This window comes from Oceaniferula marina (assembly GCF_013391475.1).
GTDB classification, from domain to species: domain Bacteria; phylum Verrucomicrobiota; class Verrucomicrobiia; order Verrucomicrobiales; family Akkermansiaceae; genus Oceaniferula; species Oceaniferula marina.
On record NZ_JACBAZ010000004.1, the window covers coordinates 408,212 to 429,783 of the forward strand.

Annotated in this window: 19 protein-coding genes; 9 read left to right on the forward strand and 10 right to left on the reverse strand. The window is 53.1% G+C overall.

Annotated elements, in window-relative coordinates; genetic code table 11:
- The first annotated feature begins 84 nt into the window (after positions 1 to 84).
- The 4 genes from HW115_RS11910 (at position 85) to HW115_RS11925 (ending at position 3,469) form a co-directional block, all read left to right on the forward strand.
- Positions 85 to 1,119 (forward strand): MlaD family protein, encoded by a 1,035-nt coding sequence (locus HW115_RS11910; protein WP_178933104.1) that lies wholly within the window; start codon positions 85 to 87, stop codon positions 1,117 to 1,119.
- A 33-nt stretch (positions 1,120 to 1,152) separates the two neighbouring features.
- Positions 1,153 to 1,971 carry a CDP-diacylglycerol--serine O-phosphatidyltransferase gene (gene pssA / locus HW115_RS11915; protein ID WP_178933105.1) on the forward strand — a complete coding sequence of 273 codons (819 nt, stop codon included), beginning with the start codon at positions 1,153 to 1,155 and terminating at the stop codon, positions 1,969 to 1,971.
- A 97-nt stretch (positions 1,972 to 2,068) separates the two neighbouring features.
- Positions 2,069 to 2,701, forward strand: a complete 633-nt coding sequence (locus HW115_RS11920; protein ID WP_178933106.1) for an N-acetylmuramoyl-L-alanine amidase family protein — start codon at positions 2,069 to 2,071, stop codon at positions 2,699 to 2,701.
- Positions 2,702 to 2,779: 78 nt separating this feature from the next.
- Positions 2,780 to 3,469 carry a L,D-transpeptidase gene (locus HW115_RS11925; RefSeq protein WP_227021456.1) on the forward strand — a complete coding sequence of 230 codons (690 nt, stop codon included), beginning with the start codon at positions 2,780 to 2,782 and terminating at the stop codon, positions 3,467 to 3,469.
- Positions 3,470 to 3,537: 68 nt separating this feature from the next.
- On the opposite strand, the gene folP is transcribed toward HW115_RS11925, so the two are convergent.
- A complete protein-coding gene (gene folP / locus HW115_RS11930; protein WP_178933107.1) occupies positions 3,538 to 4,395 on the reverse strand; it encodes a dihydropteroate synthase in 858 nt (285 codons plus the stop codon).
- A gap of 51 nt (positions 4,396 to 4,446) precedes the next feature.
- Here folP and HW115_RS11935 point away from each other — a divergent pair, with 51 nt between their 5' ends.
- Entirely contained in the window at positions 4,447 to 5,058 is a 612-nt protein-coding gene (locus tag HW115_RS11935) for a hypothetical protein (protein WP_178933108.1), read from the forward strand.
- Positions 5,059 to 5,178: 120 nt separating this feature from the next.
- On the opposite strand, the gene HW115_RS11940 is transcribed toward HW115_RS11935, so the two are convergent.
- From HW115_RS11940 to purM, 7 genes are all read right to left on the reverse strand, one after another.
- Complete coding sequence (locus HW115_RS11940) at positions 5,179 to 6,369, reverse strand: hypothetical protein (RefSeq protein ID WP_227021457.1); 1,191 nt, start codon at positions 6,367 to 6,369, stop codon at positions 5,179 to 5,181.
- 241 nt (positions 6,370 to 6,610) lie between these two features.
- Positions 6,611 to 8,962, reverse strand: a complete 2,352-nt coding sequence (locus HW115_RS11945; RefSeq protein WP_178933110.1) for a tetratricopeptide repeat protein — start codon at positions 8,960 to 8,962, stop codon at positions 6,611 to 6,613.
- A 32-nt stretch (positions 8,963 to 8,994) separates the two neighbouring features.
- Entirely contained in the window at positions 8,995 to 9,162 is a 168-nt protein-coding gene (locus tag HW115_RS11950) for a hypothetical protein (RefSeq protein ID WP_178933111.1), read from the reverse strand.
- A gap of 176 nt (positions 9,163 to 9,338) precedes the next feature.
- The gene (locus tag HW115_RS11955; protein WP_178933112.1) at positions 9,339 to 9,758 is read right to left on the reverse strand and encodes an ExbD/TolR family protein; all 420 of its coding nucleotides are present in this window, start codon (positions 9,756 to 9,758) and stop codon (positions 9,339 to 9,341) included.
- A 45-nt stretch (positions 9,759 to 9,803) separates the two neighbouring features.
- Complete coding sequence (locus HW115_RS11960) at positions 9,804 to 10,616, reverse strand: MotA/TolQ/ExbB proton channel family protein (protein ID WP_227021458.1); 813 nt, start codon at positions 10,614 to 10,616, stop codon at positions 9,804 to 9,806.
- A gap of 199 nt (positions 10,617 to 10,815) precedes the next feature.
- Positions 10,816 to 12,741: an amidophosphoribosyltransferase gene (locus tag HW115_RS11965; protein ID WP_178933113.1), complete on the reverse strand. Its 1,926-nt coding sequence runs from the start codon at positions 12,739 to 12,741 to the stop codon at positions 10,816 to 10,818.
- Positions 12,742 to 12,787: 46 nt separating this feature from the next.
- Positions 12,788 to 13,780: a phosphoribosylformylglycinamidine cyclo-ligase gene (gene purM / locus HW115_RS11970; protein ID WP_178933114.1), complete on the reverse strand. Its 993-nt coding sequence runs from the start codon at positions 13,778 to 13,780 to the stop codon at positions 12,788 to 12,790.
- Positions 13,781 to 13,960: 180 nt separating this feature from the next.
- On the opposite strand from purM, the gene tilS reads away from it, so the two are divergent.
- Positions 13,961 to 14,911 carry a tRNA lysidine(34) synthetase TilS gene (gene tilS, locus HW115_RS11975; protein ID WP_178933115.1) on the forward strand — a complete coding sequence of 317 codons (951 nt, stop codon included), beginning with the start codon at positions 13,961 to 13,963 and terminating at the stop codon, positions 14,909 to 14,911.
- 20 nt (positions 14,912 to 14,931) lie between these two features.
- Complete coding sequence (gene dtd / locus HW115_RS11980; RefSeq protein ID WP_178933116.1) at positions 14,932 to 15,384, forward strand: D-aminoacyl-tRNA deacylase; 453 nt, start codon at positions 14,932 to 14,934, stop codon at positions 15,382 to 15,384.
- Between the two features lie 23 nt (positions 15,385 to 15,407).
- Here the strand turns inward: dtd and HW115_RS11985 are convergent, their stop codons facing one another.
- Together HW115_RS11985 and HW115_RS11990 are read right to left on the reverse strand one after the other, a co-directional pair.
- Positions 15,408 to 16,526, reverse strand: a complete 1,119-nt coding sequence (locus tag HW115_RS11985; RefSeq protein WP_178933117.1) for a hypothetical protein — start codon at positions 16,524 to 16,526, stop codon at positions 15,408 to 15,410.
- Positions 16,527 to 16,603: 77 nt separating this feature from the next.
- Positions 16,604 to 19,285 (reverse strand): valine--tRNA ligase, encoded by a 2,682-nt coding sequence (locus tag HW115_RS11990; RefSeq protein WP_178933118.1) that lies wholly within the window; start codon positions 19,283 to 19,285, stop codon positions 16,604 to 16,606.
- A 198-nt stretch (positions 19,286 to 19,483) separates the two neighbouring features.
- On the opposite strand from HW115_RS11990, the gene tsaD reads away from it, so the two are divergent.
- Entirely contained in the window at positions 19,484 to 20,518 is a 1,035-nt protein-coding gene (gene tsaD, locus HW115_RS11995; protein ID WP_178933119.1) for a tRNA (adenosine(37)-N6)-threonylcarbamoyltransferase complex transferase subunit TsaD, read from the forward strand.
- Positions 20,515 to 21,495, forward strand: coding sequence for an endonuclease/exonuclease/phosphatase family protein (locus HW115_RS12000; RefSeq protein ID WP_178933120.1), 981 nt, complete (start codon positions 20,515 to 20,517; stop codon positions 21,493 to 21,495). Before tsaD ends, HW115_RS12000 begins: the two co-directional genes overlap by 4 nt.
- The last annotated feature ends 77 nt before the right edge of the window (positions 21,496 to 21,572 follow it).

The window sequence follows — 21,572 nt, forward strand, 5'->3', positions numbered from 1 at the left end:
CCATGGCCAATGGCTGGGTCAACTGACCGGAGCGATCCGAGATTACCACTTGCATGCTATCAAAAACCAAGGAAAACTACCGCTGTGCCAGCTCGTGAAAAACGCCGAGAGACCACCGCAGGATTTTTTGTCCTGATCGGTCTGCTTCTGCTTGGTGTGCTGATTGTTGAATTCGGGCGCTTCGGTGATCGCTTCAGCAACCACTACCCGCTCTTTGTCGAATTCTCTGACACTTCCGGCATTATCAAAGGTAGCGAGGTCCGCCTCCGGGGCGCCCGCGTCGGTCGCGTCGCCACCCACCCTGAACTGGTCACCGACACCCTCGCCGGCAGCATTGTCCGCATGGAGCTGCGGATCCGGGACGACATCAAAATTCCGCACGATTCCACCGTGAAGATCGGCACCTCCGGTATCATGGGCGATACCTTTGTCCAAATCGTCCCCCCCGAAAAGGAAACCGGAGCCTATTATAAGGCTGGCGACACCATCATGGGTGTGGGAGCCGGAGGATTCGATTCCATTCGATCAGATGCGGAAACCATCGCCCGGGAAGCCAGCAAACGCCTCAAGGATACGGAAGCGACCTTGAAAAAAATGGACGAGGCCCTCGTCGAACTTCGCGGCGTCGGCAAAAACTTGAACATCACGATCCACAAGGTGAACACCCACCTGCTGTCGGAACCTAACCTCGAAAAAGTGGACCAAGCCCTGAGTAACCTGGAAGCTTCAAGTAAAGACATCCACGCCGCAACCAAGGAGCTCCAACCCACTATCCAGGATGCCAAACGAACGCTGGCAAGCATCCGCAAAGCCGCCGACTCGGCGGACCGCTTGATCGCAGCAGCCGAAAAAGAAATCCAGCACATCGAACCGGCACTGCGCGATGTCCCCAAAGCCGTGCGCAGTATCACCAAGGCTGCGGAAAAAGCAGAAGCCACCATGACCGCCTTGCAAGACGAAAAAACGCTGGCTGGCACCCTCGCATACGATCAGGAAACCGGCAGCAATGCCAAGGACTTCATGCGCAATCTGAAGCGCTATGGCATCCTTCGCTACCGCGATGACGACTCACCCGACGAAAACGATCCTCGCAAGCATTTCCGGGGATCCCGTCGATAAACAAGATCCTGTGTCTTCCACCATTTTTCATCCATGTCTCAAAACGAACCACGCATTTACCTCCTGCCCAACCTGATGACCGCCGGCAACCTTTGTTGCGGATTTTTTGCGGTGCTAACCATCTTCAAAGGCATGGAGCTCAAGGACTTTTCCTCGGCCTACCCCTACTATCAACAGGCCATCCTGCTCATCTTCGGCTCATGCATCTTTGACCTCCTCGACGGTCGACTGGCTCGGATGGGGGGGAAGGAATCCCCCTTTGGCCAAGAATTCGACTCCCTCGCCGATGTCGTTTCCTTCGGTATGGCCCCGGCCCTGCTCGTCTCCAAGGCCGTGCTCTTCAATATCGAAGGTCGTGCCGGGTGGGCGATTGCCTTTATCTACCTTCTTTGTGGCGCTATTCGCCTGGCCCGCTTCAACTGCTTGGCCAACATGCCCAAGCAAGAGGGAGAATCAAGCAACTTCCGAGGTATCCCGATCCCGATGGCCGCCGGCTTTATCGCCTCCGTCACCTTCCTCCTGATCAATTTCGGCAAGCAAAACGACTGGGGCCACGACCTCGGCTGGTGGAACTACGTCCTTGCCGCCGCCATGCTCGGCCTCTCATTCCTGATGATCAGCAATATCGAATACCCCAGCTTCAAAAAAATTGACTTCCAAACCAAGGGAACCGTCTGGGGACTCTTGTCAGGAGCCATCATTTTTGTGCTGCTTCTCAACGAAAATACCCGCTGGTATACCCCCACCGTCATCTTTTCACTCTACCTCATCTATGGCCTGATCCGCCCCCTGCTCTCGAAAAGCTGGCGCCGCAATATCGAAAAAGCCCTGGATGGTGAAGATGATGTGTGATCCGGGCTCAAAGGTAAGTCCTTAACTAAGGTAAAGTAATCACGTTGACTCGTCGGAAAAACTGCCTATTTTAACGAGAAATCCCCTTACACTCGTTTTGCATCAACGCCCGTCAATTGTAGCCCAGACCCTTCGAGCTGGCTTTCTGGTTCTGCTATCTGCATGTCTCGTCCCCATACACGCTGACGCCCGCCCGGTCTCACGTGTGGTCATCGATCCAGGCCACGGAGGGAAAGACAAGGGAACCCACCGCGGCAGCGTCTATGAAAAGAACCTCGCCCTACAGGTAGGGCTCAAAGTCGAGGCCTTACTCAAGGCCAAGGGCATGCCCGTCACCATGACCCGCCGAACCGACACCTTTCTTTCTCTCGAAAAACGGGCAGCCATCGCCAACCGGTACAAGGATGCCGTCTTTGTGAGCATTCATTTCAACGGCCACAGCAACTACCGCTACCACGGTGTGGAAACCTACTATTATGGTGCTCAGGGGCAAAAACTTGCAGCCCACATCCACCTCCGATTACTCAGCCGATTGAAAATCAAGAACCGGGACACCCGCCAGCGCAAGGACCTTGCCGTGCTTCGACTGACCCGCTGTCCAGCCGTTCTGGTGGAATGCGCTTACCTCAGCAACCCATACGAACGCAAGCGCGCCCAAAAAGGCTCTTACCAAGATGCCTGCGCCCAAGCCATCGTCGATGGTATTTTCGCCTACAAAACCTACCGCTAAGCACCCAGGCGAAAAAAGGTAGGTCATCGTAACACTTTCGTTCTTGCGCTCGATCTTCCATCTCTTCATGTTGGCGGTATGACATTTAGCAAATTGATCCCCATTGCGTCAGTGGCTGCCATCGCCTGCCTCGGTTTGAATTCATGCTCCAACAGCTCAGCTCCTCGAGGACGAGGTATGGCGGCATATAACGCCTATGACCGACCGGCAACCCTCCCCAGCAATCCGTCAGCCGTCCGAGTTAAAATTTCAACCAGCAACCAGATGGTCTATGTCATGGAAGGCTCGAAACCATTGCTCGTTACCCCATGTTCCGTGGGAACCTCCAGCACCCCCACCCCCAAAGGAAGTTTCCGCATCTTCAAAAAAGACCACTACCACCGCGCCAACAGCCATGGCTTTGCTTACAATGGCAGCCAAATCAAAAAATGCTACCTGAGCAGCAAACCTGCCGGATGGAAGTTCAAAGGCACGCCTATGCCCTACTGGTGTGAATTCAAAACACACTACGGCATTCATGCCGGCTGGATTAAAGACCACCCGTGCACCCACGGATGTGTCCGCCTCCATGTCAACGTAGCCCCCAAATTCTATCGTCTCGTGAAAGTCGGCACTCCGGTATACATCGCCCATTCACAGCCGGAAGATGCCACCATCGGACGCAACGTCCCTCGCCCACCTGATGCCGGCCCGCTTCCCGATTACCCGGGATCGCTGATGCTCGACAGCAAAATCTTCACCATGCACAAAAAGCCGACCTACCAATAGGCCCGGCAGACTGCCATCTTCTCTACCGTCGTCCCTCCGGGGTCGACGGTTTTTTTTGCATCGGGCGGCTATTCACTCCGGGGCATGACAGCCTCAGCCAATGCCAACGCCTGTCGGTTTCCTTCAACATCATGAACACGGTGCAATCGGATTCCCTGCTGTCCCGCCATCGCGGTCAACACAGCCGTGCCCAAATCCCTCTTCCCCGGGTCTTCCACTCCGGTGATCATACCAATCATCGATTTCCGTGAAACCCCAAGCAACAAAGGCCGCCCGACTCTGGCCTGCAGCCCACCCAAGTTCCGCATTAACTCAAGATTGTGTTCCAGTGTTTTGCCAAATCCAATACCTGGGTCAAAACACAAACTCGCAGGGTCCAAACCCAGCGCGGTGAGCGTCTGCATCCGTTCATCAAAATACGCACTCATCACACTCAGGACACCATTTTCGTAACTTGGGTTCTGCTGCATCGTGCGCGGGCTCCCCTGCATGTGCATAACCACCACGCCTGCGGCATGGCGGCGGCAGACCTCAACCATTGGCTCTCCACTGAACGGCCCCGTCAGGCCGGTTACGTCATTCACGATGTCAGCCCCGGCACGCAATGCCGCGTCGGCAACCTCGGCTTTTGAAGTATCCACCGAGATCAACACATCCGAAACTTGTCTCAGGCGCTCGACAACCGGAACGACCCTCTGCCGTTCTTCTTCCGCACTCACGGCCGGAGCCCCGGGTCGAGTAGATTCTCCCCCGATATCAATGATCCCCGCCCCCTGAGACTCCATCTGACAGGCATGCCGGACCGCAAGCTCTGTCGAACCATGGGCACCGCCATCAGAAAAGGAATCCGGTGTGGCATTCAATATCCCCATCACGACAGGAGACTGCGCAAGGTCCAGGGTAAGCCGTCGGGTCTTCCAGAGCATAATTGATAGGTTGTATTATTGAGAAGGCTCGCTATTGTTTCCGCCACACCTATGAACACAATCCAAAAAGTCACCCTTTTGTTTGGATCCCTTGCGATTGCCCTTCCCGGGTTCGCCCAAGCATCAAACAAGAGCGTCTTACATAATAAAAGACACAACGTGCGCATCATGCGCAACGACGATGGCTCATTTACCGAATTTCGAAAAAGCTCGGATGAAAGAGTCATCGAACGCCGCAACTACCACGACCGGCAAGGTGGCAACGGCGACCGGGTGCTCCGGATGAGCATCATCTACCGCAAGGACGTGCACGGTAAACTGCGCAGCGGCCGGATCCACGATGGCACCGGTAAAATTCTCTATCGCGTCGTCTATGGCTACCACAAAACCACCGGCCAGTTGGTGGCCGAAAACATGTACGATGCCCGGGTGAAACGAACGGAAGTGGTGACCGACCCTCAATCCGGGGAAGCCAAAGAAGTGGAAGTCCCAGTCAGAAAACTCTACCATCGCTACGATGCCCAAGGCCGCCGGGCCAAACCCATCGTGTTTTGCCTTCCCGCCGGAAAACGAGCCGAGGAACTCTTCGGCCCGGATGGATCCAGCCACATCGAAGACCCCTGGAAAAAAACGGCCAACCCAAACGCCCGACCAACCCGGTAAACGCGTAAGTCCGACTCGCTCACAGCTAAACGGCCAAGCCCCTAGCTCAGCATTCCCATACTGGTTGCATCCTGAAGTATGGGCCAGAGGCCTGATTACCAGGTGATAAAAAATCAAGACCTAAGGAAGGAGCTTGTTATCCTTGAGGATTTTCCGGAATGTCCTGTGGCCATCTTGATTGTGGTGTAGGATCACTGTCCCGTCGGCCGCGATGTAGTTCGCAAAGGTTTCCTCGGGAAAACTCATGCCGTGGAGCGTCAGAAGTTCCTGGCAGGAAAGGTAGCTCTTGGTTGGTGATTTTTTACCAAGTATGCGCATGAATGATGGGCTGATGGCATATGTGACGGAGGATTTGCCAGAAGGCAATGTGGATACATCAGGCGGAGAAGGGATCTTGGTTGAACCTTCCTGCACTCTTGGTGTCAGGATAAGAAACAGTGCGGATTTGCTTTTTTTCGGAGATGTTGAAGGCTCAAGAAGCAGGCTCTGGTTGGCTGGTATGGTCTCAGCTAAAGTAAATTTATAATCAGGGGCCTCCTTAAAAACCTTTGGGTCCTGCCACTCGGCGTTGATTTTAAAATCGACTTTATCCTTATTAGGCCAAATGAGAGGTTCGCATTCGATGAGAAAGCCAAGGTATGCCGTATCCCATCCATTTTTATTGTGGAGACATTGTAGTTGATCTTGATGAACCGATTTCTCACCTGAGTGTGTTGTCACTGTGGTCCCTGACAACAACCTGGACCGACCCCTCAACCAGGTCAGAGCTTTGGCCCGGGTAGCGGGCGTGGATTTGCTGAATTTTGCGAGATCAAACGGAGAGACCTCCCTGAGTTCGACGTCGGTGTGGACGGCCCTGTCGTGTTCGGGTGTTTCTAGTGCTGTCGGTTTTATCGAGGATTGCATCCGAACTAGCAGAATGGTGCTTTCTGATGAGTTTTTCCAATGGTGCAACACACTCCAGCCTCGGTCGGTGATCGTGGTAGCCGACATGATATTTTTCGAATAATACCTGCGCTTATTCAACTCTTCACGAAAATCGAGACTGTAACGAAGGTGAACGGCATGACCGTTCTCCATGGCTGTGGCTTCAGCTTCGAGAAAGATGCCCATGGGGATAGTTTCGTTGATCTCCCGGATCCTGATCCCCCCCGCAGGCTTTTCCATATTTTTCGTTTTGAATCCAAGCTTACATTTAAATCTGGCAAGCTCGGTCAATTTACGCTGTTTGACAAGTTGGGAGACGCGATCGTCAAAGGCATCGGAGGCGATCTTCTTTTCATCAACAACCTTGAACAACGCGTCCGACATTTTGTGATTCGTGCGCAAAAGCCAGAAGTCCCCGTCAACCTCCTGAGCTATCAGATCCAAGATCGGGAAACAGAAGGCTAAAAAGAGGAGGCCCGCTTTCATATTGCTATATCACAACACCTTCCCACACTATGCCAAGTCGAAACAACAGTAGAGATAATTTCTACTAGAAAAGGCACTCAATGATCGCGTCAATCTGGGGCGAAAACGAGCCCGAAAACGCCCCCCGCTTCTACAAATGCTACTTCTTCAAGTAGTCGGGAAACTCCTTGTTCAGCGTGTTGAGATACACCTTGGCTTCGGTGGCTTTGCCACTTTTATTCAAAGCTTGGTAAAGCTTATACAAGGCATCGGCGCGGACTTTTTTATCCGCCTCGTGCACTTCCACCACTACGACGTAGGATTTGGCGGCCGTTTCATAATCCTGTGAGCTAAAGGCAATATCGCCGAGCACCAAGCGCAGCGCGGTATTCACATCACCCTTCGGCCGTAAAGCCAATCCGTCTTCGGCCGAGGTTTTGGCCTCATCGAGTTTACCGACTCCGAGATAAGCTTTTGCTTGGTCGAGCAATGCCTCAGCTTTCCAAAACGGCTCCTCGACGACATCGAGGAAATGGCCGAGGGCAACCAAAGCCTCCTCGTTTTTGCCAATTTCCACCCGGGCGTGTCCCAGCATCTTCCAAAATGCCTTGGGCGTCTGGCGGGGATCTTCCGGCGTGGATCCCAAGCCGAGAAAGCGTTCGGCATCCTTGAGCTCACCACCATTAAAACATTGCACGCCAAGCCAACGGTAAATCTGTGGCTGGATCTGGTGACCTTGATCTTTTTTGCGCACAGCATTCACCGCCGATTGAAGTCGGGCCTTATCCTTCTGGGCATAGCTGCAGTAAATCAATAGCATCTGGGAGTTGAACCCGTATTCTTCAGGCATCATTTCACTCGCCTGCTCCAATGCAGGAATCGCCTTTTCGTAGTCCTTGATCTGATAATTTCCCCAGCCAATCCAGTACTGGGCATTTGCCTCGGTCGCCTTACCCAATTTCGGAAAACTAATCAGCATCGATTCATAGCGACGAATCATTTCCGGGTAATCCTGAGCCTCTTTTTTAATGCGGGCACTGTTCTGCCAGGCCAGTGCTGCCAACTTGTTCTGCGGAAAACGCTTGATCAACTCGTCAAAATCTCTCAGCGCTGATGCTCGATCACCCAATGACAAATAGGACTTACCCCGTCTGGCAATCACGCTCGGCGAGCGTTCATCATCAGGATAAAGCTTCAAAAAGTCCGTAAAACTACGGATGGCCCCATTGTGGTCACCCGATTCTGACAAGCACCAACCGCGTTTAAACAAAAGATTCGCAAGATTGTCCTCGCCGACCAATTCCGGAGTGATCTGGTTATAAGCCGAGGCGGCTTCGCGAAATTTGTTTTCGTCGAATAAGGTTTCCGCCTTCATCAACAGCGCCTTGTGGATTTTCGGCTGTCGAGGGAATCGGGGTTGGTAAACCTCCAAAAAGGCATCCACCTGCTTCGGAATGTTCGATCCCTTAATATTGAAAAAACAGAGTAAACGGTAGTAGCCGGCTTCAAATGCCTCCTTTGACAGTGGGATCTGACGTTCGGCCTCGGCAAAGTACTTGATCGCCAAATCGTAACGTTTCAGTTGGTAGGCGCTGCGACCGGCTAGTGTAAACTTGATCGCCTCGGTCGCCGGCTTGCCAGGGTAGTTCCCCCGTTTCATCGTATCAAAGACAGCCTGATAATCCTTGCTGGCATAAAGGCTGTTCATCATGGCTGCTTGCGCTCTCGACTTGAATTTCTCTTCTTTCGACAGCATCACCATCTTAAAATAGCTAACCGCATCATCCCCCTTTTTCATCTGCTGGGAGATCAAGCCGGCATTCAAAGCCGCATCCACCCGGATATTGGCCGCAATCCCAGGCTTCACCAATGAGGCAAACTTATCCAAAGCCCTCTGAAGCTCCTTCTTTGAAAAATACAAATAACCAAGCCGCAAGGTCGCATTCTCACGATAAACCACGGGCGCGTCCTGAGCAGCCTCGATCAAGGAGTACGATTTGATCGCTTGATCGGTTTGTCCGGAATACCGGTAACAAGACGCTTCCTGATAACGACCGCGATAACGTTCCTTTGCAGTATCCGACATCGTCGCCACCTTTTCGAAGTAAATGGCGGCCTGATTGTAACGTTTATTGACAAAGGCATCGTATCCCAGACGATTCGCCGACAAAGCGACATAGCGCCCGGTTTTGTATCGATTAATCACACCGTGCAGCACCTGCCGCGCAGAATCCAGGTAACCGCTCTGATAGTAACACTCCCCCAGATAGTAGCTCGCGGCCGGGGCATTGGCATGCCTGGGGAAACGGTTGATGTATTGCTCGAGTCGTGGTGCCAGTTGCTGATATGCCCGGACCCGCTCCTGCTCGACCTGCATGGCATTCGCCTGCCGATAGAGCTGTTTACAAAACTCAAACTGGTCGTGACCGGGATCTGCAACCAAGGGGGCATCCTGGGCTGAAGCCAAAGTAACTGTGGCAATCAGTGCCAACAACAGTGATAAAAATCGCATAAAATCAAAAAAGGATAACTGAAAAAGGTGGATTACTCCTCATTACCAGGCTCTTCGGCTTCATCTTCGGGGGCGACCTCGAGTAGCTCCCCCTGGACCTCAATGGCAACCGGCTGTTCATGAACCTCCACTTTTGCGGTAAAAAACAATCCTCCGATCAAAAGGAATCCCACTTTTACTGGCGCGGGCAACATCAGCATAATAGGCAGAAAAAAAGAAGTCGAGAGCATCATTCGTATACAGCTTGGGTTGATGAAAAATGGATTCCGGCATGCCGGCTGGGTCAGGATACTACAACGGAAACCATCAACAAGCTATCCCGAAATCCAGCCACTTCAATAAAGCGATGGAGAGCAGCCAAGGAGGGTTCCGGATCTTACGGTTTCTTACGCTGCACTTGCGTGGCGAAGGAGATATTGGGAATGCCAGCCTTTTGACAAACATCGATCACCTCGACAATTTTCTGGTATTCCACCTTGCCATCACCCCGGATGCGAATCGCCTGATTCTTATGAACGGCGGCAATTCTCTGCAATTTATCAAAGAGCTGCGCTTTATTCATCACCATTTTATCAATGACCACTTCACCATTTTCGCGGACATTCACAATAATCTCCCCCACCGTCTGGCGCGCATCAGCCCCTTCTTCAGCGACAGGAACCGAAACGTTCAGCTCCCGCTCACTCTGGCTGTATTGCATTGTCGCAATAAAAAAGATCAGCAACAAAAACACAACATCGACCATCGGAGCCAACGGAAAATCGGCTTTTTCAGGTTGTCGGGTTTGAAATTTCATAGGTCTTGATGAGCTGGGGCCCCACAAATGGAGCGCACGTTACTGCTAAATTCCGTAGGTATCCGGCTGATCGTTGGCGGCATGGGAAAACTCCTCCTCCGTCTCGGCATAGACCGGCTTGGGTGCTGCCCCTCCGCGGCGGTTATACTGGGCGGCCAAGAGTGCCATCAAATGGGTGCTGGCGGCCTCCAACTCGGCAATGTATTTCTGCACCCTTCCACGGAACAGGGAATAAAAAATCACGGCCGTAATGCCAATCACAAGCCCGGCAGCCGTCGTCACCAAGGCTTGGTACACGCCCTCTGCCAATTTATTGGCATGCACCCCCTCGTAGTTACCGCTGGAAATCTCCATAAACGCCCGAATCATACCAATCACAGTTCCCAGCAGCCCTCCCATCGGAGCAATCGTTCCAACATCCGAAAGGTAGCTGATCCGCTGAGTCAAAATTCCAGCCTGACGCGAGCCTTCAGCTTCGGCAACCTCGCGCACCTCCTTAAAGGTGACCCCGGTATTTTTGGTCATAAAATCCAAGGTTTTTTCCGTAATTCTGGCAACACTCTGGTTCTGCCGGTTACAATGAGCAATAAGACCCAGATAATCCCGCTTGCGAATCAACGCCTCGGCAGCATTCATAAATTTATCGCTGACCACAGAATTCCGGCGAATCGTAAAAGTGTAGAATAAAATCAACACCACTGCGATCACTGATAAAACAGCCAGAGGATACATCATAAACCCTCCCATCGAGAGGATTTCCAACACATCCTTCGACTCGGTCGCCGTGTCAGCAGGCGCTGCAATCAGACCAGAAGCCATGGCCATCAACAGGCCAAGTGTGAGAATCTTTGATTTCATAAATGATAAGGGCGCGGGCAGCATAGCCTGATTTTCCAGAGGTGCAAGTGCAGGAAACAAAGGATCGGAATGAGTCACCCCTTCCCAAAACAAGGCGGTGACGCCTTCCTTCAAACAAGTTCTGCTTCTGTACCCTTTTATCTACGACAACAGCCGGGGAAATCTTTCCTACCCACTCTGTCATCACGGAAATTCCGACCTACAAAGGAAGATCGTAGCTCCGGCCGTCGGCACCCTCAAACCACTTGACGTAGGCAAGGTTCACCGTGGCAAAGCCACCAGGGGTCGGATAGTCACCGGTAAAATACCAATCCCCGCAGGGACCTTTGATACAGGCGTGCAGGTTCTCAATAGTCTGAAACATCACATCCACCTCCCCGGACCACTCCAGATCCTCGGGGTAGACCATGCGGCTGATCTCAGCTGAAATTTCATCATCGGTAAAACCTTCATAGATACGCTTCACCTGATTCACCCGTTCTTCACCCGGTTTTTTCAGTTCGGCCTTACAGGCGTCATACACTTCATCCAGCACGGATCTACGGCCACTGCGTTTCAACAAATTCACCGCAGCTTGGAAAGCGATGAACTTTCCTAGCTCAGACATATCAATACCATAACAATCAGGGTATCGAATCTGGGGAGCTGTAGAACAAACGACAATCTTGCGCGGGTTGGTTCTAGCCAGAATCTTAAGGATCGATTCCTTCAAGGTGGTCCCTCGGACAATCGAGTCGTCCAATGCGACCAGAGCATCCCCCGGATTGACCAGGTCATAGGTAATATCGTAGACGTGGGACACCAACTGGGCGCGACCTTTTTCCTGGGCAATGAAGGTCCGCATCTTGATGTCTTTGTGCACGGCCTTTTCACCTCGCGGCCAATTGCGCATGATCAGATTATCCAGCACCTCTTCGGTCAGCAAGCCTTCTTCACAAGCACTCATGATGCTCGCCCTGACTTGCTGGCGCCGCAACAACCGCAACCCGTCCATCAAGCCATAATACGCCGTTTCCGCCGTGTTGGGGATGAAAGAAAAGACGGTTTTATCAAAGGTTTCTCCGATCGAACGATACACCTGGTCGGCCAGTGCCGCGCCCATTGCCTTCCGCTCGCGGTAAATAACAGGATCATTTCCGCGCGAGAAATAAATACGCTCAAACGAGCACGGCTTGTGCTCGCGTGGATCGTGGAAACTGGATGTGCTTTGGCTGCCATCCCGGCGAACGATAGTGACCGAACCCGGCTCCATTTCCTCCACCTGGTCTTTTTCCACTTCAAAGACGGTCATCAATGGGACTCTCTCAGAGGCAAAGGCAATCACCTCATCATCCTGGTATACATGGCAGGGGCGAATGCCCCTCGGATCACGCATGACAAACATATCACCGTTACCCACCACACCACTAATGGCGTAGCCTCCGTCCCATGGTTCTGCAGACTCACTGATGATGGAGTGCAGATCGATCTGTTCTGAAATCAACTTGGGAATTTCACGACCATCGATCCCCTGGTCACGCATTTCATGATACAGGTTGGTGTGGTGTTCATCGAGATGAAATCCCATCTCCTCCAGAACCGTCTGGGTGTCTGTTCCAAAAACCGGATGCTGACCACGCTCGATCAACTTCTGGTTGAGCGCCCCGGCATTGGTCATGTTAAAATTGCCCATCACCATCAAGGTGCGGGTCGGCCAGTTGCTCCGCCGCAGATACGGGTGGCAGGAACCGGAATCAAACTGTCCGGACGTTCCGTACCTCAGGTGCCCCATCAACACCTCGCCACCGAAATCGAAGCGGTTTTTCACTTCGCTCGGGACTTCCGGGTCGATGATACCCTTACGCACCAACTTATTGAATTTCTTCATTTCACCGCGAAACACAGAACCCATGGAATCACGGGTCGCATCACGTTTGCGGAAAATATACGGCTGCCCCAGGGGCATATCCAACTTACAGCACCCAATTCCGATTCCGTCCTGGCCCCGGTTGTGCTGCTTTTCCATCAATAGGAATAGCTTGTTCAGGCCCCACAAAGGAGTGCCATACTTATCCTGATAATAAGAAAGGGGCTTGCGCAGACGGACCACGGCAATGCCACACTCATGCTTGAGAAAGTCACTCATGGATGATGGTTCTCCAGTTAATAATACAGATTAGGATCTTGTCAAATCAGGCGTCCATGGCAACACGCACACCTGAGGCATCCGTGATCGTTCCGATCTTCACCCCGCCAGGTCCGGAACCCAGAACAGCGTCCACCTGATCAGGGGAAACAATCACAACCCAGCCAAAGCCCATATTGAAGGTATGGAATTTATCGTCAGCGTCTACGAATTCAAAAACTTTCTGCATCGCTGCATTCTCCCAGTTGGGGATCTGAATGTCCGCACCATGGTTTGGCAGCAAGCGCTCCAAATTCTCAGGAAGGCCACCACCGGTGATATGAGCCATCGCCTTGGGCTTAACCCCGGCAAGCTTGATGTCCCTGACCACGTCATCATATAGACGGGTAGGTGCAAGCAGTTCCACAATCTCTTCACGGCTAAAGGCGTCACCATGCTCGGCAAGCACCCTGCGAATCAAACTCCAACCGTTGGCATGAGGACCGTCCGATTCATAACCAATCAATACATCACCGGTCTGAATCTGGGTGGGATCGATCAAGTCTGGTTTTTCACAGCAGCCGATGCAAAACCCGGAAAGCTCCACCACATCCTCAGGCACGATCCCTGGCATTTCGGCGGTTTCACCTCCGGCCAAAATACAGCCGCAAGATTCCAAATAATCGCACATGCCTGCAATCAGACGAGTGATCAAAGGCTTATCCAAGGCTGCAATCCCGATGTAATCCAGGAAAAGCAATGGGTCGCCCCCCGTGGTCAGGATGTCGTTGACGCTCATGGCGACCAAGTCCTTTCCCGCAGCCTCAAGCAAATCGTGCTCGAGCAAAAGCTCCAGCTTGGTGCCGACACCGTCACAGCCTGTCACCATTACCGGTTCCTTGTAATCGCTCAAATCATAGGCTGCGGCAAATAAGCCAAAAGCACCGAATAGTTGACGTTGAGCCTGCGTTCTGCGGACATGGGTGCCGATATCGCCAACGAGGGCAGCGGCTTCCCGAGTATCCACACCTGATTCCTTGTAGGTAAGTTTTCCGGACATAGCTGGTGAGAGAGGCTTTTTAGCAGCCCGCCGCCAAGAGGCAATGGTTTTCTGATTCGATCAACACTTATCGACACTTTTTTTCATTCTTTATTCTCCATCCCCTACTCCCTCGACAAACCACGCCAGCCCTTCTAATCTCTCTCCGTGCCTCTCACCCTCCACCCCGAATTTCTCAGCATGCCACGAGACCAACGCTACCTGCTGGCGATTTCCGGAGGTCGGGACTCCGTAGCCATGCTTCACGCCATATGGCATGCAGGCTACCACAAGCTGGTGCTCTGCCACCTCAATCACGGCCTGAGGGGTGACGAATCAGATGATGATGCACACCTTGTTCGCCAACTCGCCGAGGCCTTTGATCTCCCATTCGAGCTCGGGCATACCGATGTTCCTGCGCGGATGAAAGAGAAAAAAGAATCGATGGAGCTGGCCGCTCGAAGGTCACGGCACACCTTTTTTGCCAAGTGCTCCAACATCCACAACTGCTCCAGGGTCCTACTCGCACATCATGCCGACGATCAGGCCGAAACCATCCTCCACAATCTACTAAGAGGATCCGCCGGGCTCAGCGGCATGCCATTTTCAAACCAACTCCAAATCCCACCCGCCCCCGGCGCACCAGAACAGCCGCTGCAATTACTCAGACCCCTGCTCCACATCAGACGCAGCGAAATCAACCTCTACCTCGACCACCACAAGCTGAACTACCGTGAAGATTCCAGCAATCGCGAAGCCATCACAACTCGAAACCGCCTGCGACTCAAGGCCATCCCCATGCTCAACGATATCATGGACCGCGACATTGCGGTTTCCATCCTCAGAGCCCACGAAATTTCGAACGCGCAGCAACAGGCCATCCACGCCATCCTCAACGAACAAAACCTATTCGACCCCCAAGGACGGATCTTTTTACCCAAACTGAGACAACTCCCAGAGGCCCTCCAACTGAGCGCCATTCATCAGTATCTTAAAAATAAAAAAGTCCCGGACCTCAGCCAAGACGTCATCGCCCGCTGCCACAGTCTCATCAACGATCCAAACACAGCCAAGGTCAACCTGCCAGGAGGCTACCACTTCCAACGCAAAGAAAAACGGCTCTTTGTCACCCCCTCCCAGCCAAGCCACTGATCAACCAACCCACCCCACTCATGCGCGTCATCATTCAGCGAGTTTCCCAAGCAAGTGTCAGCATCAATCATGCGACCTCCGGAACCATTGGGCAAGGGCTGCTCATCCTGCTCGGAATCGTCGAAGGCGACAGTAAGGAAGACATCGATTGGCTGGTTGGCAAAATCTGCAAAATGCGTATTTTTCCAGACGAGCATGGTAAAATGAACCGCAGCTTGCTGGACATCGATGGTGAACTCCTCGTGGTAAGTCAGTTCACCCTGCACGCCAGCACCAAAAAAGGCAATCGACCCTCGTTTATTCAAGCCGCCCGACCGGAAACCGCCATCCCTCTCTACGAAGCCTTCCTGGATACCTGCACCCAATACAACCACAAACCTTGTGCCAGTGGTGAATTTGGAGCTGATATGCAGGTCTCCCTCACCAACGATGGCCCGGTAACCATCATCATTGACTCCAAAAACCGGGAGTAAGCTCTGCAAAGACGACCTCTGGCCTATCGCTTCAAACGCACCGCCGTACCACAATACGTGCAATAAAACCACTTGTAGAACATAGCATGCAAGGCAGTCGGGAAAATATACCCAATCAAAGGAATGTGATGAGCCTTACGGTTTTTAAGGCACTTTTTCGGAGCAAACTGACGCTGTCCACACACACGGCAACGAGCGACAATCCCCCAGAACAGGTAACAAAGAGCTGACAGGGCAAGAGCTGAAACCAGACCGATGGTCCACCACACCGCCTGAGGCCAGTCATACATCTGATCCACAAAAATCATCACCGGGACACCAAACACGGTGAGCACGAGAAGCAACTGGACCAAGACCGAGAAAAAAGCCGCTGTTCGAACCCGCCAGGGTTCAGGGTGCAAGACGCCGCGAACAAACCGTCTCGATTCCGGACTAATCCCGGCATTCAACCCGGCACTGACGGACACCACATCCCGCTGAGCCCCTTTGTCCAAGGGCTTCACATGGTGATCATCACTTTCCGCCTGGTTAAAATCCCGTATCCTCGAGGTCATCAAGCCCGTTCGTTTGACCTCGTTAATGCGCCGTTGTTGCTGTTTTCGCACTTTAGGCGTCACCACCTTCATCTCCACATCCCCTTGACAATCCGTCAACAACACCCCTTCTGCAATATCACTCACTGCCAAATTGTGTCGTTTGATTAATTCCGCCGGAACCGGCTCGGCCTCGGGAGAAACGTCCAGCATCGATTGCACCTCAAGATCATCTTCAAAGTTCACCGGCGATTCGGATTTTCGGCGATTCAGGTCAACTGGCACCTCGGCCACGGCAGCCAAAAAGGCCTCTCGTTCATCAGGTTGTTCTCCCGAATCAACAGAGGGAGCGACCCTCGCTGCACCCGCTTGCGCTCCTGCGACATAAGCATCACCAAGCGCCTTTTTCGCTTCTCCCTTCCAGTGATCCAACAATTCAGCCGTCGGTTCATGTGGGATCAACTCAAGCGTTCGGTTCGCCTTGATCAACTCATCAAGCAGCTCAACCGGGTTGGCCTCACACAACTCCTGAGCATCCAGATAGCCCACCGCCTCCAGTAAATCGAGCTCATCAGCGGGCAGGGATGCAATAGATTGTAATCGAGGCATAAGGATCAGAATAGAAAAAGACGTTGGCTAAACTAACCAACAAGTCGATGGTGGCAAGCTTCAAGTAAGGCAATAACCTAGACCAATGCCGCACGCATTTCCTCTAGCTGATCAAGCTTTTGTTGCCACTCGGCTAAACGTTCTTTTTCGCGCTCAACCAAGGCCGGAGGGGCCTTGTCAACAAAAGCCGCATTACCGAGCTTGGATGCGCATTTCTGCACTTCCTTACCCACTTTGGCAATCTCCTTGTCGAGACGTGATTTCTCAGCCTCAACATCGATCAAGCCTTCAAGTGGCATGTAAACTTCACCCAGATCAGACACCGCTGCCGGCGTCCCCTTCGGTGCCTCATAATCGGACTGGAGATCAATCACTCCGGCCCCGGCAAGCAAGGCCAAGGTTTCCGTTTCCCCTGCAACCCAGTCAGCAGCTGGCTTGATCACAAAACGCACATCCTTACGGTTGGCGACGTTGTATTCCGCCTTGAGATTGCGCAAGCGTCCAGCCGACTCATAAACAGCTGCCGCAATGGCCGCTGCGCGGGTCGATTCATCTTCGCTGAGCGAAGCCAATACCGGCTCGGATGGAACCTCCTGGTTCATCAAAAACTCACCCTCGGGAACAAATCCGAGACGATGCGACAGTTCCTCGGTGATATGAGGCATGTACGGGTGCAAATAGGCCAAATAGCGCTGCATCACCGTATCCATCACCGCCAAGGTGCGGGATTTCACCTGTTCATCATCGGAGCGCATATCTCCTTTTACGGCTTCCAGGAACTTGTCACAGTATTCACTCCAGAAAAAATCATAAAGCAATTGCCCAACCTCATTGAAGCGGTAATCAGCGTATGCTTTTTCCAAGTTAACAGCCAAGGTGTCGAGCTTCGCCAAAATATCCAAATGATACGCTGGCAAATCGGCAGAAACCTCAAAGCCATTCGTGGACAGCTCGGATCGCCCTCCGCTCATCTGGCGGAACCGGCAGGCGTTATATAACTTGTTGGCAAAGTTCCGACCTTCGGCCACCAGCGCGACATCAAATCGTACATCCGATCCAACCGGAGCGGTACGCAACAGACCGAAGCGCAAGCCATCTGCACCATATTCGTCCATCAAATCGATTGGATCAGGAGAGTTGCCGAGCGACTTGCTCATCTTCCGTCCCTTGATATCGCGAATGATGGAGGTGAAAAAGACATTCTTAAACGGCAGACCATCTGCAAAGCGGTAGCCCGCCATGATCATGCGAGCGACCCAGAAAAAGAGAATATCCGGCCCGGTCACCAAATCAGAGGTCGGGTAGAATTTAGCACGTTCATCATCCTGCATCGTGGCAAAAGGCCAGAGCCAGGAACTGAACCAAGTGTCCATCACATCCTCATCACGCACCCAGTTGTCCGGGTCGGATGGAGGCTCGGCACCCACATAGATATCACCGGCCTGCATGTCACTCACGTCGAGCGACTCCGCAGACTGCAAATCCTGAACCTTTTCCTTTTTATACCACACCGGAATCTGGTGCCCCCACCAGAGTTGTCGGCTGATGCACCAGTCCTGAATGTTTTCGAGCCAGTGGGCGTAGGTTTTACTCCAGCGTGCCGGACGGAAACTGATATCTCCCTGAGCAACCGCATCCGCAGCCTCCTGCACGCAGGGGTATTTCAAAAACCACTGCATCGAAATCCGCGGTTCGATCGGCACATCGGCACGTTCGGAAAAACCGACGTTATTGTCGTATTCTTCAACCCGGATCAGCAGTCCCAGTTCCTCAAGCTTGGCCGCTGCCTTCTTACGGGCGACAAAGCGATCCAATCCGTCCAGATCCGGGCACCCCGGGCAATTGACGGTACCATCCGGATGCAGCACATCGATGATTTCCAAATCGTGGCGCTCTCCGATTTCGAAGTCAGCCTTGTCGTGGGCAGGAGTGATTTTTAATGCTCCGGTTCCAAACTCAATGTCCACGTGCTCGTCAGCGATGATTTCGATCTCAGCCTCGGGGAATGGTCGGCGCACCTTGCGGCCGATGTATTGGCCATATCGCTCATCCTTCGGGTTCACAGCCACCGCGGTGTCCCCCATCAACGTTTCTGGTCGGGTGGTCGAAATCTCGAGATATTCGCCCGGGGAATCCACCAGCTCGTATTTCATGTAGTAAAGTTTCGACTTCTGAGGCTTCATGATCACCTCTTCATCCGAAAGTGCCGTCAGGGAAACCGGGCACCAGTTCACCATCCGTTTCCCGCGGTAAATCAAACCATCGTTGAAAAGCTCGGTAAAAACCTTCGCAACCCAAGCCGAGTAGTCATCATCCATGGTAAAGCGCTCCCGCTCCCAATCACAAGAGCAGCCAAGCCGCTTCAACTGCTGAATGATAATGCCGCCATGCTTTTCCTTCCAATCCCACACTCGATCCAAAAAGGCCTCGCGACCAAGGTCTCGTCGGCTTTTTCCTTCCTCATCTCGCAACTGCCTCTCCACCTTGGTCTGGGTGGCGATACCCGCGTGGTCCGTACCTGGCAACCATAGCACCTCCTTCCCCTGTTGCCGAGCTCGGCGAGCCAGGATATCCTGCATGGTATTATTAAGAACGTGCCCAAGGTGCAGAATACCTGTCACATTCGGAGGAGGAATCACGATCGAATATCCCTCTTTCTCGGAAGATTCATCAGCATGGAAACAACCGTGCTCAAGCCACGCGGAATACCAATTTTTTTCCACGGCTTGAGGTTCATAGGCTTTGGGCAGCTCGGACATGGCGCGGTTTCTGCCAAAGTCCCCCGGATTTGTAAAGGATGAACCCGCACACCATCCGAGATCCCCCCCAAGGGCAATTCACCACCATCTCCCATCTCCCATCTCCCATCTCCCATCTCCCATCTCCCATCTCCCATCTTCCATCTTCTTATCCCACTTGAAACTTGAATCTTTAATCTTGAATCTTAACGTCAGTCCATGCCAACAACCATCCTCGCCATCGAGTCAAGCTGCGATGAAACTGCCGTAGCGGTCCTCCGACACACCGACACCAAGGAAGGCTCGCAGGTCGAGGTTCTGGCATCCGAGATTTCCTCCCAGATCGATATCCACCGCGAGTTCGGAGGAGTTGTCCCGGAGCTCGCCAGCCGTAACCACTCACTCCATCTACGGCCACTGATCGAATGCGCCATGGAAGATGCCGGGGTGAACATCGAAGAGATCGACGCCTTTGGAGCCACCGCCGGACCAGGTCTGGCATCCTCATTGCTGGTCGGCAACACCACCGCCAAATCGCTGGCTCTGGCCACCGGCAAACCCTTCATCTCAGTCAACCACATGGAGGGCCACCTGCTGTCCCCCTTTCTTCACGAACCCGCACTACGCTCCAACCTCGCCCTGATCGTCTCAGGAGGCCACACCCTGCTCATCCAGATGAAGGCATTCGGCAACTACCAACGGCTCGGAAGCACACGGGATGATGCCGCGGGCGAAGCCTACGACAAGGTCGGTAAAATGCTCGGCCTCCCCTACCCCGGCGGCCCCGAAATCGAAAAACAGGCCCGATCAGGGTCAGCCGAAGCCTTTCAATTTCCTCGATCCATGATGAAAGATGGTCTCGATTTTTCTTTCTCCGGGCTCAAAACCGCCGTGCTTTACCAGCTGGAAAAACTCGACCCCGAAAGCGGACGGGCACCCGCCGACTCCATCCCCGACCTCTGTGCCTCTTTCCAAGCTGCCGTCATCGATGTTCTGGTCAGCAAAACCATCCGAGCCGCCCGGGCATGCGGAGAAACCACCATTTCTCTCTCCGGAGGCGTCTCCTGCAATCTTGCCTTACGTGAAGCGATGCAACGAGCCTGCGATCAGCATGGCATCACCCTTCTGATCGCCCCGCCCGCGCTATCCACAGACAATGCCGCCATGATCGCCTTTGTCGCCCTGCACCATCATCTTCAGGGGCAATCGTCAAGCCTACACCTCGATATCAACCCGAACCTCAAACTCACGTGATCACCCGTTCCTGCATCCTCGCCCTCGGCCTTTTTCTTGTCTGTAGCTTCCACCGGGCCCTTGCAGAAAACAACGATCCTCTCCGGGTTCTGGTCTGGAACGTCTGGCACGGAACCAACGATGTCGAACAAGGCCCTGAAAAAGCCCTGGCACTGATCAAACAAAGCAAAGCCGATATCTGCCTACTTCAGGAAAGCTATGACATCAACGGCGAGCGCCCACGCTTCGGGCCTTGGGCGGCCTCCCAGCTCAAATGGAACCACTGGCAAAGCAAAAGCCCCCACCTCTGTGTGCTCACCCGGTTTACCATCAAAAAAACTTTCTTCCACCACCCGTGGCACGCCGTCGGCACGGAACTCGAAGACGATCACGGCCGAACACTCCATGCCTTAAGTATCTGGCTCGATTACCGCAGCAATATCGCAACCTACCTCAAAGACCACCCCGACGCCTCCGACAAAGACCTCCTTCTCTCGGAGTCCTCACGGTCGAAACGGCTCAAGCAATGTCAGGAGATCATCAAATTCCTGGAGTCCTCATCCTTGACCAAGCTCAACACCCCGCTGCTCGTCGGTGGTGACTGGAATTGCCCGTCCCACCTCGACTGGACAACACAGACAACCGCCGCATTCAAGACCAGACGTCCATTGCAACTCCCCGTTAGCATCGCCATGCATGAGGCCGGTTTTTCTGACACTTACCGTAGCGTTCACCCCAACCCCGTCAGCCACCCGGGAAATACCTGGTCCCCATTGTTTCGACAGGACAAAGAAGGCAACCCGCTGCCCATGAACCGCATCGATCGACTCTACTACAAATCCAACGCCACCCGGCCCTTACTCAAACCGATTCGCGCCACTGTCTTCCCTGAACAACTCGAAGACAATGCCACCCCGATCAAAAAACGACTCTTCCCGAGCGACCACGCTGCCGTGCTCATCGAATTTGAATGGCAACCCGCCACCACAAAAAAATAAGACCTGAATTTGCGAACACACGTTTTGACAAACGGACCAATCCACGTAATATCCCCCTCATCATCATCATTACTTAC

Excerpts from the sequence above, each read along its gene's own strand:
- pssA (WP_178933105.1), top strand. The coding sequence starts at position 1,153 with ATGTCTCAAAACGAACCACGCATTTACCTCCTGCCCAACCTGATGACC.
- HW115_RS11925 (WP_227021456.1), top strand. The coding sequence starts at position 2,780 with ATGACATTTAGCAAATTGATCCCCATTGCGTCAGTGGCTGCCATCGCC.
- folP (WP_178933107.1), bottom strand. The coding sequence starts at position 4,395 with ATGCTCTGGAAGACCCGACGGCTTACCCTGGACCTTGCGCAGTCTCCT.
- HW115_RS11935 (WP_178933108.1), top strand. The coding sequence starts at position 4,447 with ATGAACACAATCCAAAAAGTCACCCTTTTGTTTGGATCCCTTGCGATT.
- HW115_RS11940 (WP_227021457.1), bottom strand. The coding sequence starts at position 6,369 with ATGTCGGACGCGTTGTTCAAGGTTGTTGATGAAAAGAAGATCGCCTCC.
- HW115_RS11945 (WP_178933110.1), bottom strand. The coding sequence starts at position 8,962 with ATGCGATTTTTATCACTGTTGTTGGCACTGATTGCCACAGTTACTTTG.
- HW115_RS11950 (WP_178933111.1), bottom strand. The coding sequence starts at position 9,162 with ATGCTGATGTTGCCCGCGCCAGTAAAAGTGGGATTCCTTTTGATCGGA.
- HW115_RS11955 (WP_178933112.1), bottom strand. The coding sequence starts at position 9,758 with ATGAAATTTCAAACCCGACAACCTGAAAAAGCCGATTTTCCGTTGGCT.
- HW115_RS11960 (WP_227021458.1), bottom strand. The coding sequence starts at position 10,616 with ATGAAATCAAAGATTCTCACACTTGGCCTGTTGATGGCCATGGCTTCT.
- HW115_RS11965 (WP_178933113.1), bottom strand. The coding sequence starts at position 12,741 with ATGAGTGACTTTCTCAAGCATGAGTGTGGCATTGCCGTGGTCCGTCTG.
- purM (WP_178933114.1), bottom strand. The coding sequence starts at position 13,780 with ATGTCCGGAAAACTTACCTACAAGGAATCAGGTGTGGATACTCGGGAA.
- tilS (WP_178933115.1), top strand. The coding sequence starts at position 13,961 with ATGCCACGAGACCAACGCTACCTGCTGGCGATTTCCGGAGGTCGGGAC.
- dtd (WP_178933116.1), top strand. The coding sequence starts at position 14,932 with ATGCGCGTCATCATTCAGCGAGTTTCCCAAGCAAGTGTCAGCATCAAT.
- HW115_RS11985 (WP_178933117.1), bottom strand. The coding sequence starts at position 16,526 with ATGCCTCGATTACAATCTATTGCATCCCTGCCCGCTGATGAGCTCGAT.
- HW115_RS11990 (WP_178933118.1), bottom strand. The coding sequence starts at position 19,285 with ATGTCCGAGCTGCCCAAAGCCTATGAACCTCAAGCCGTGGAAAAAAAT.
- tsaD (WP_178933119.1), top strand. The coding sequence starts at position 19,484 with ATGCCAACAACCATCCTCGCCATCGAGTCAAGCTGCGATGAAACTGCC.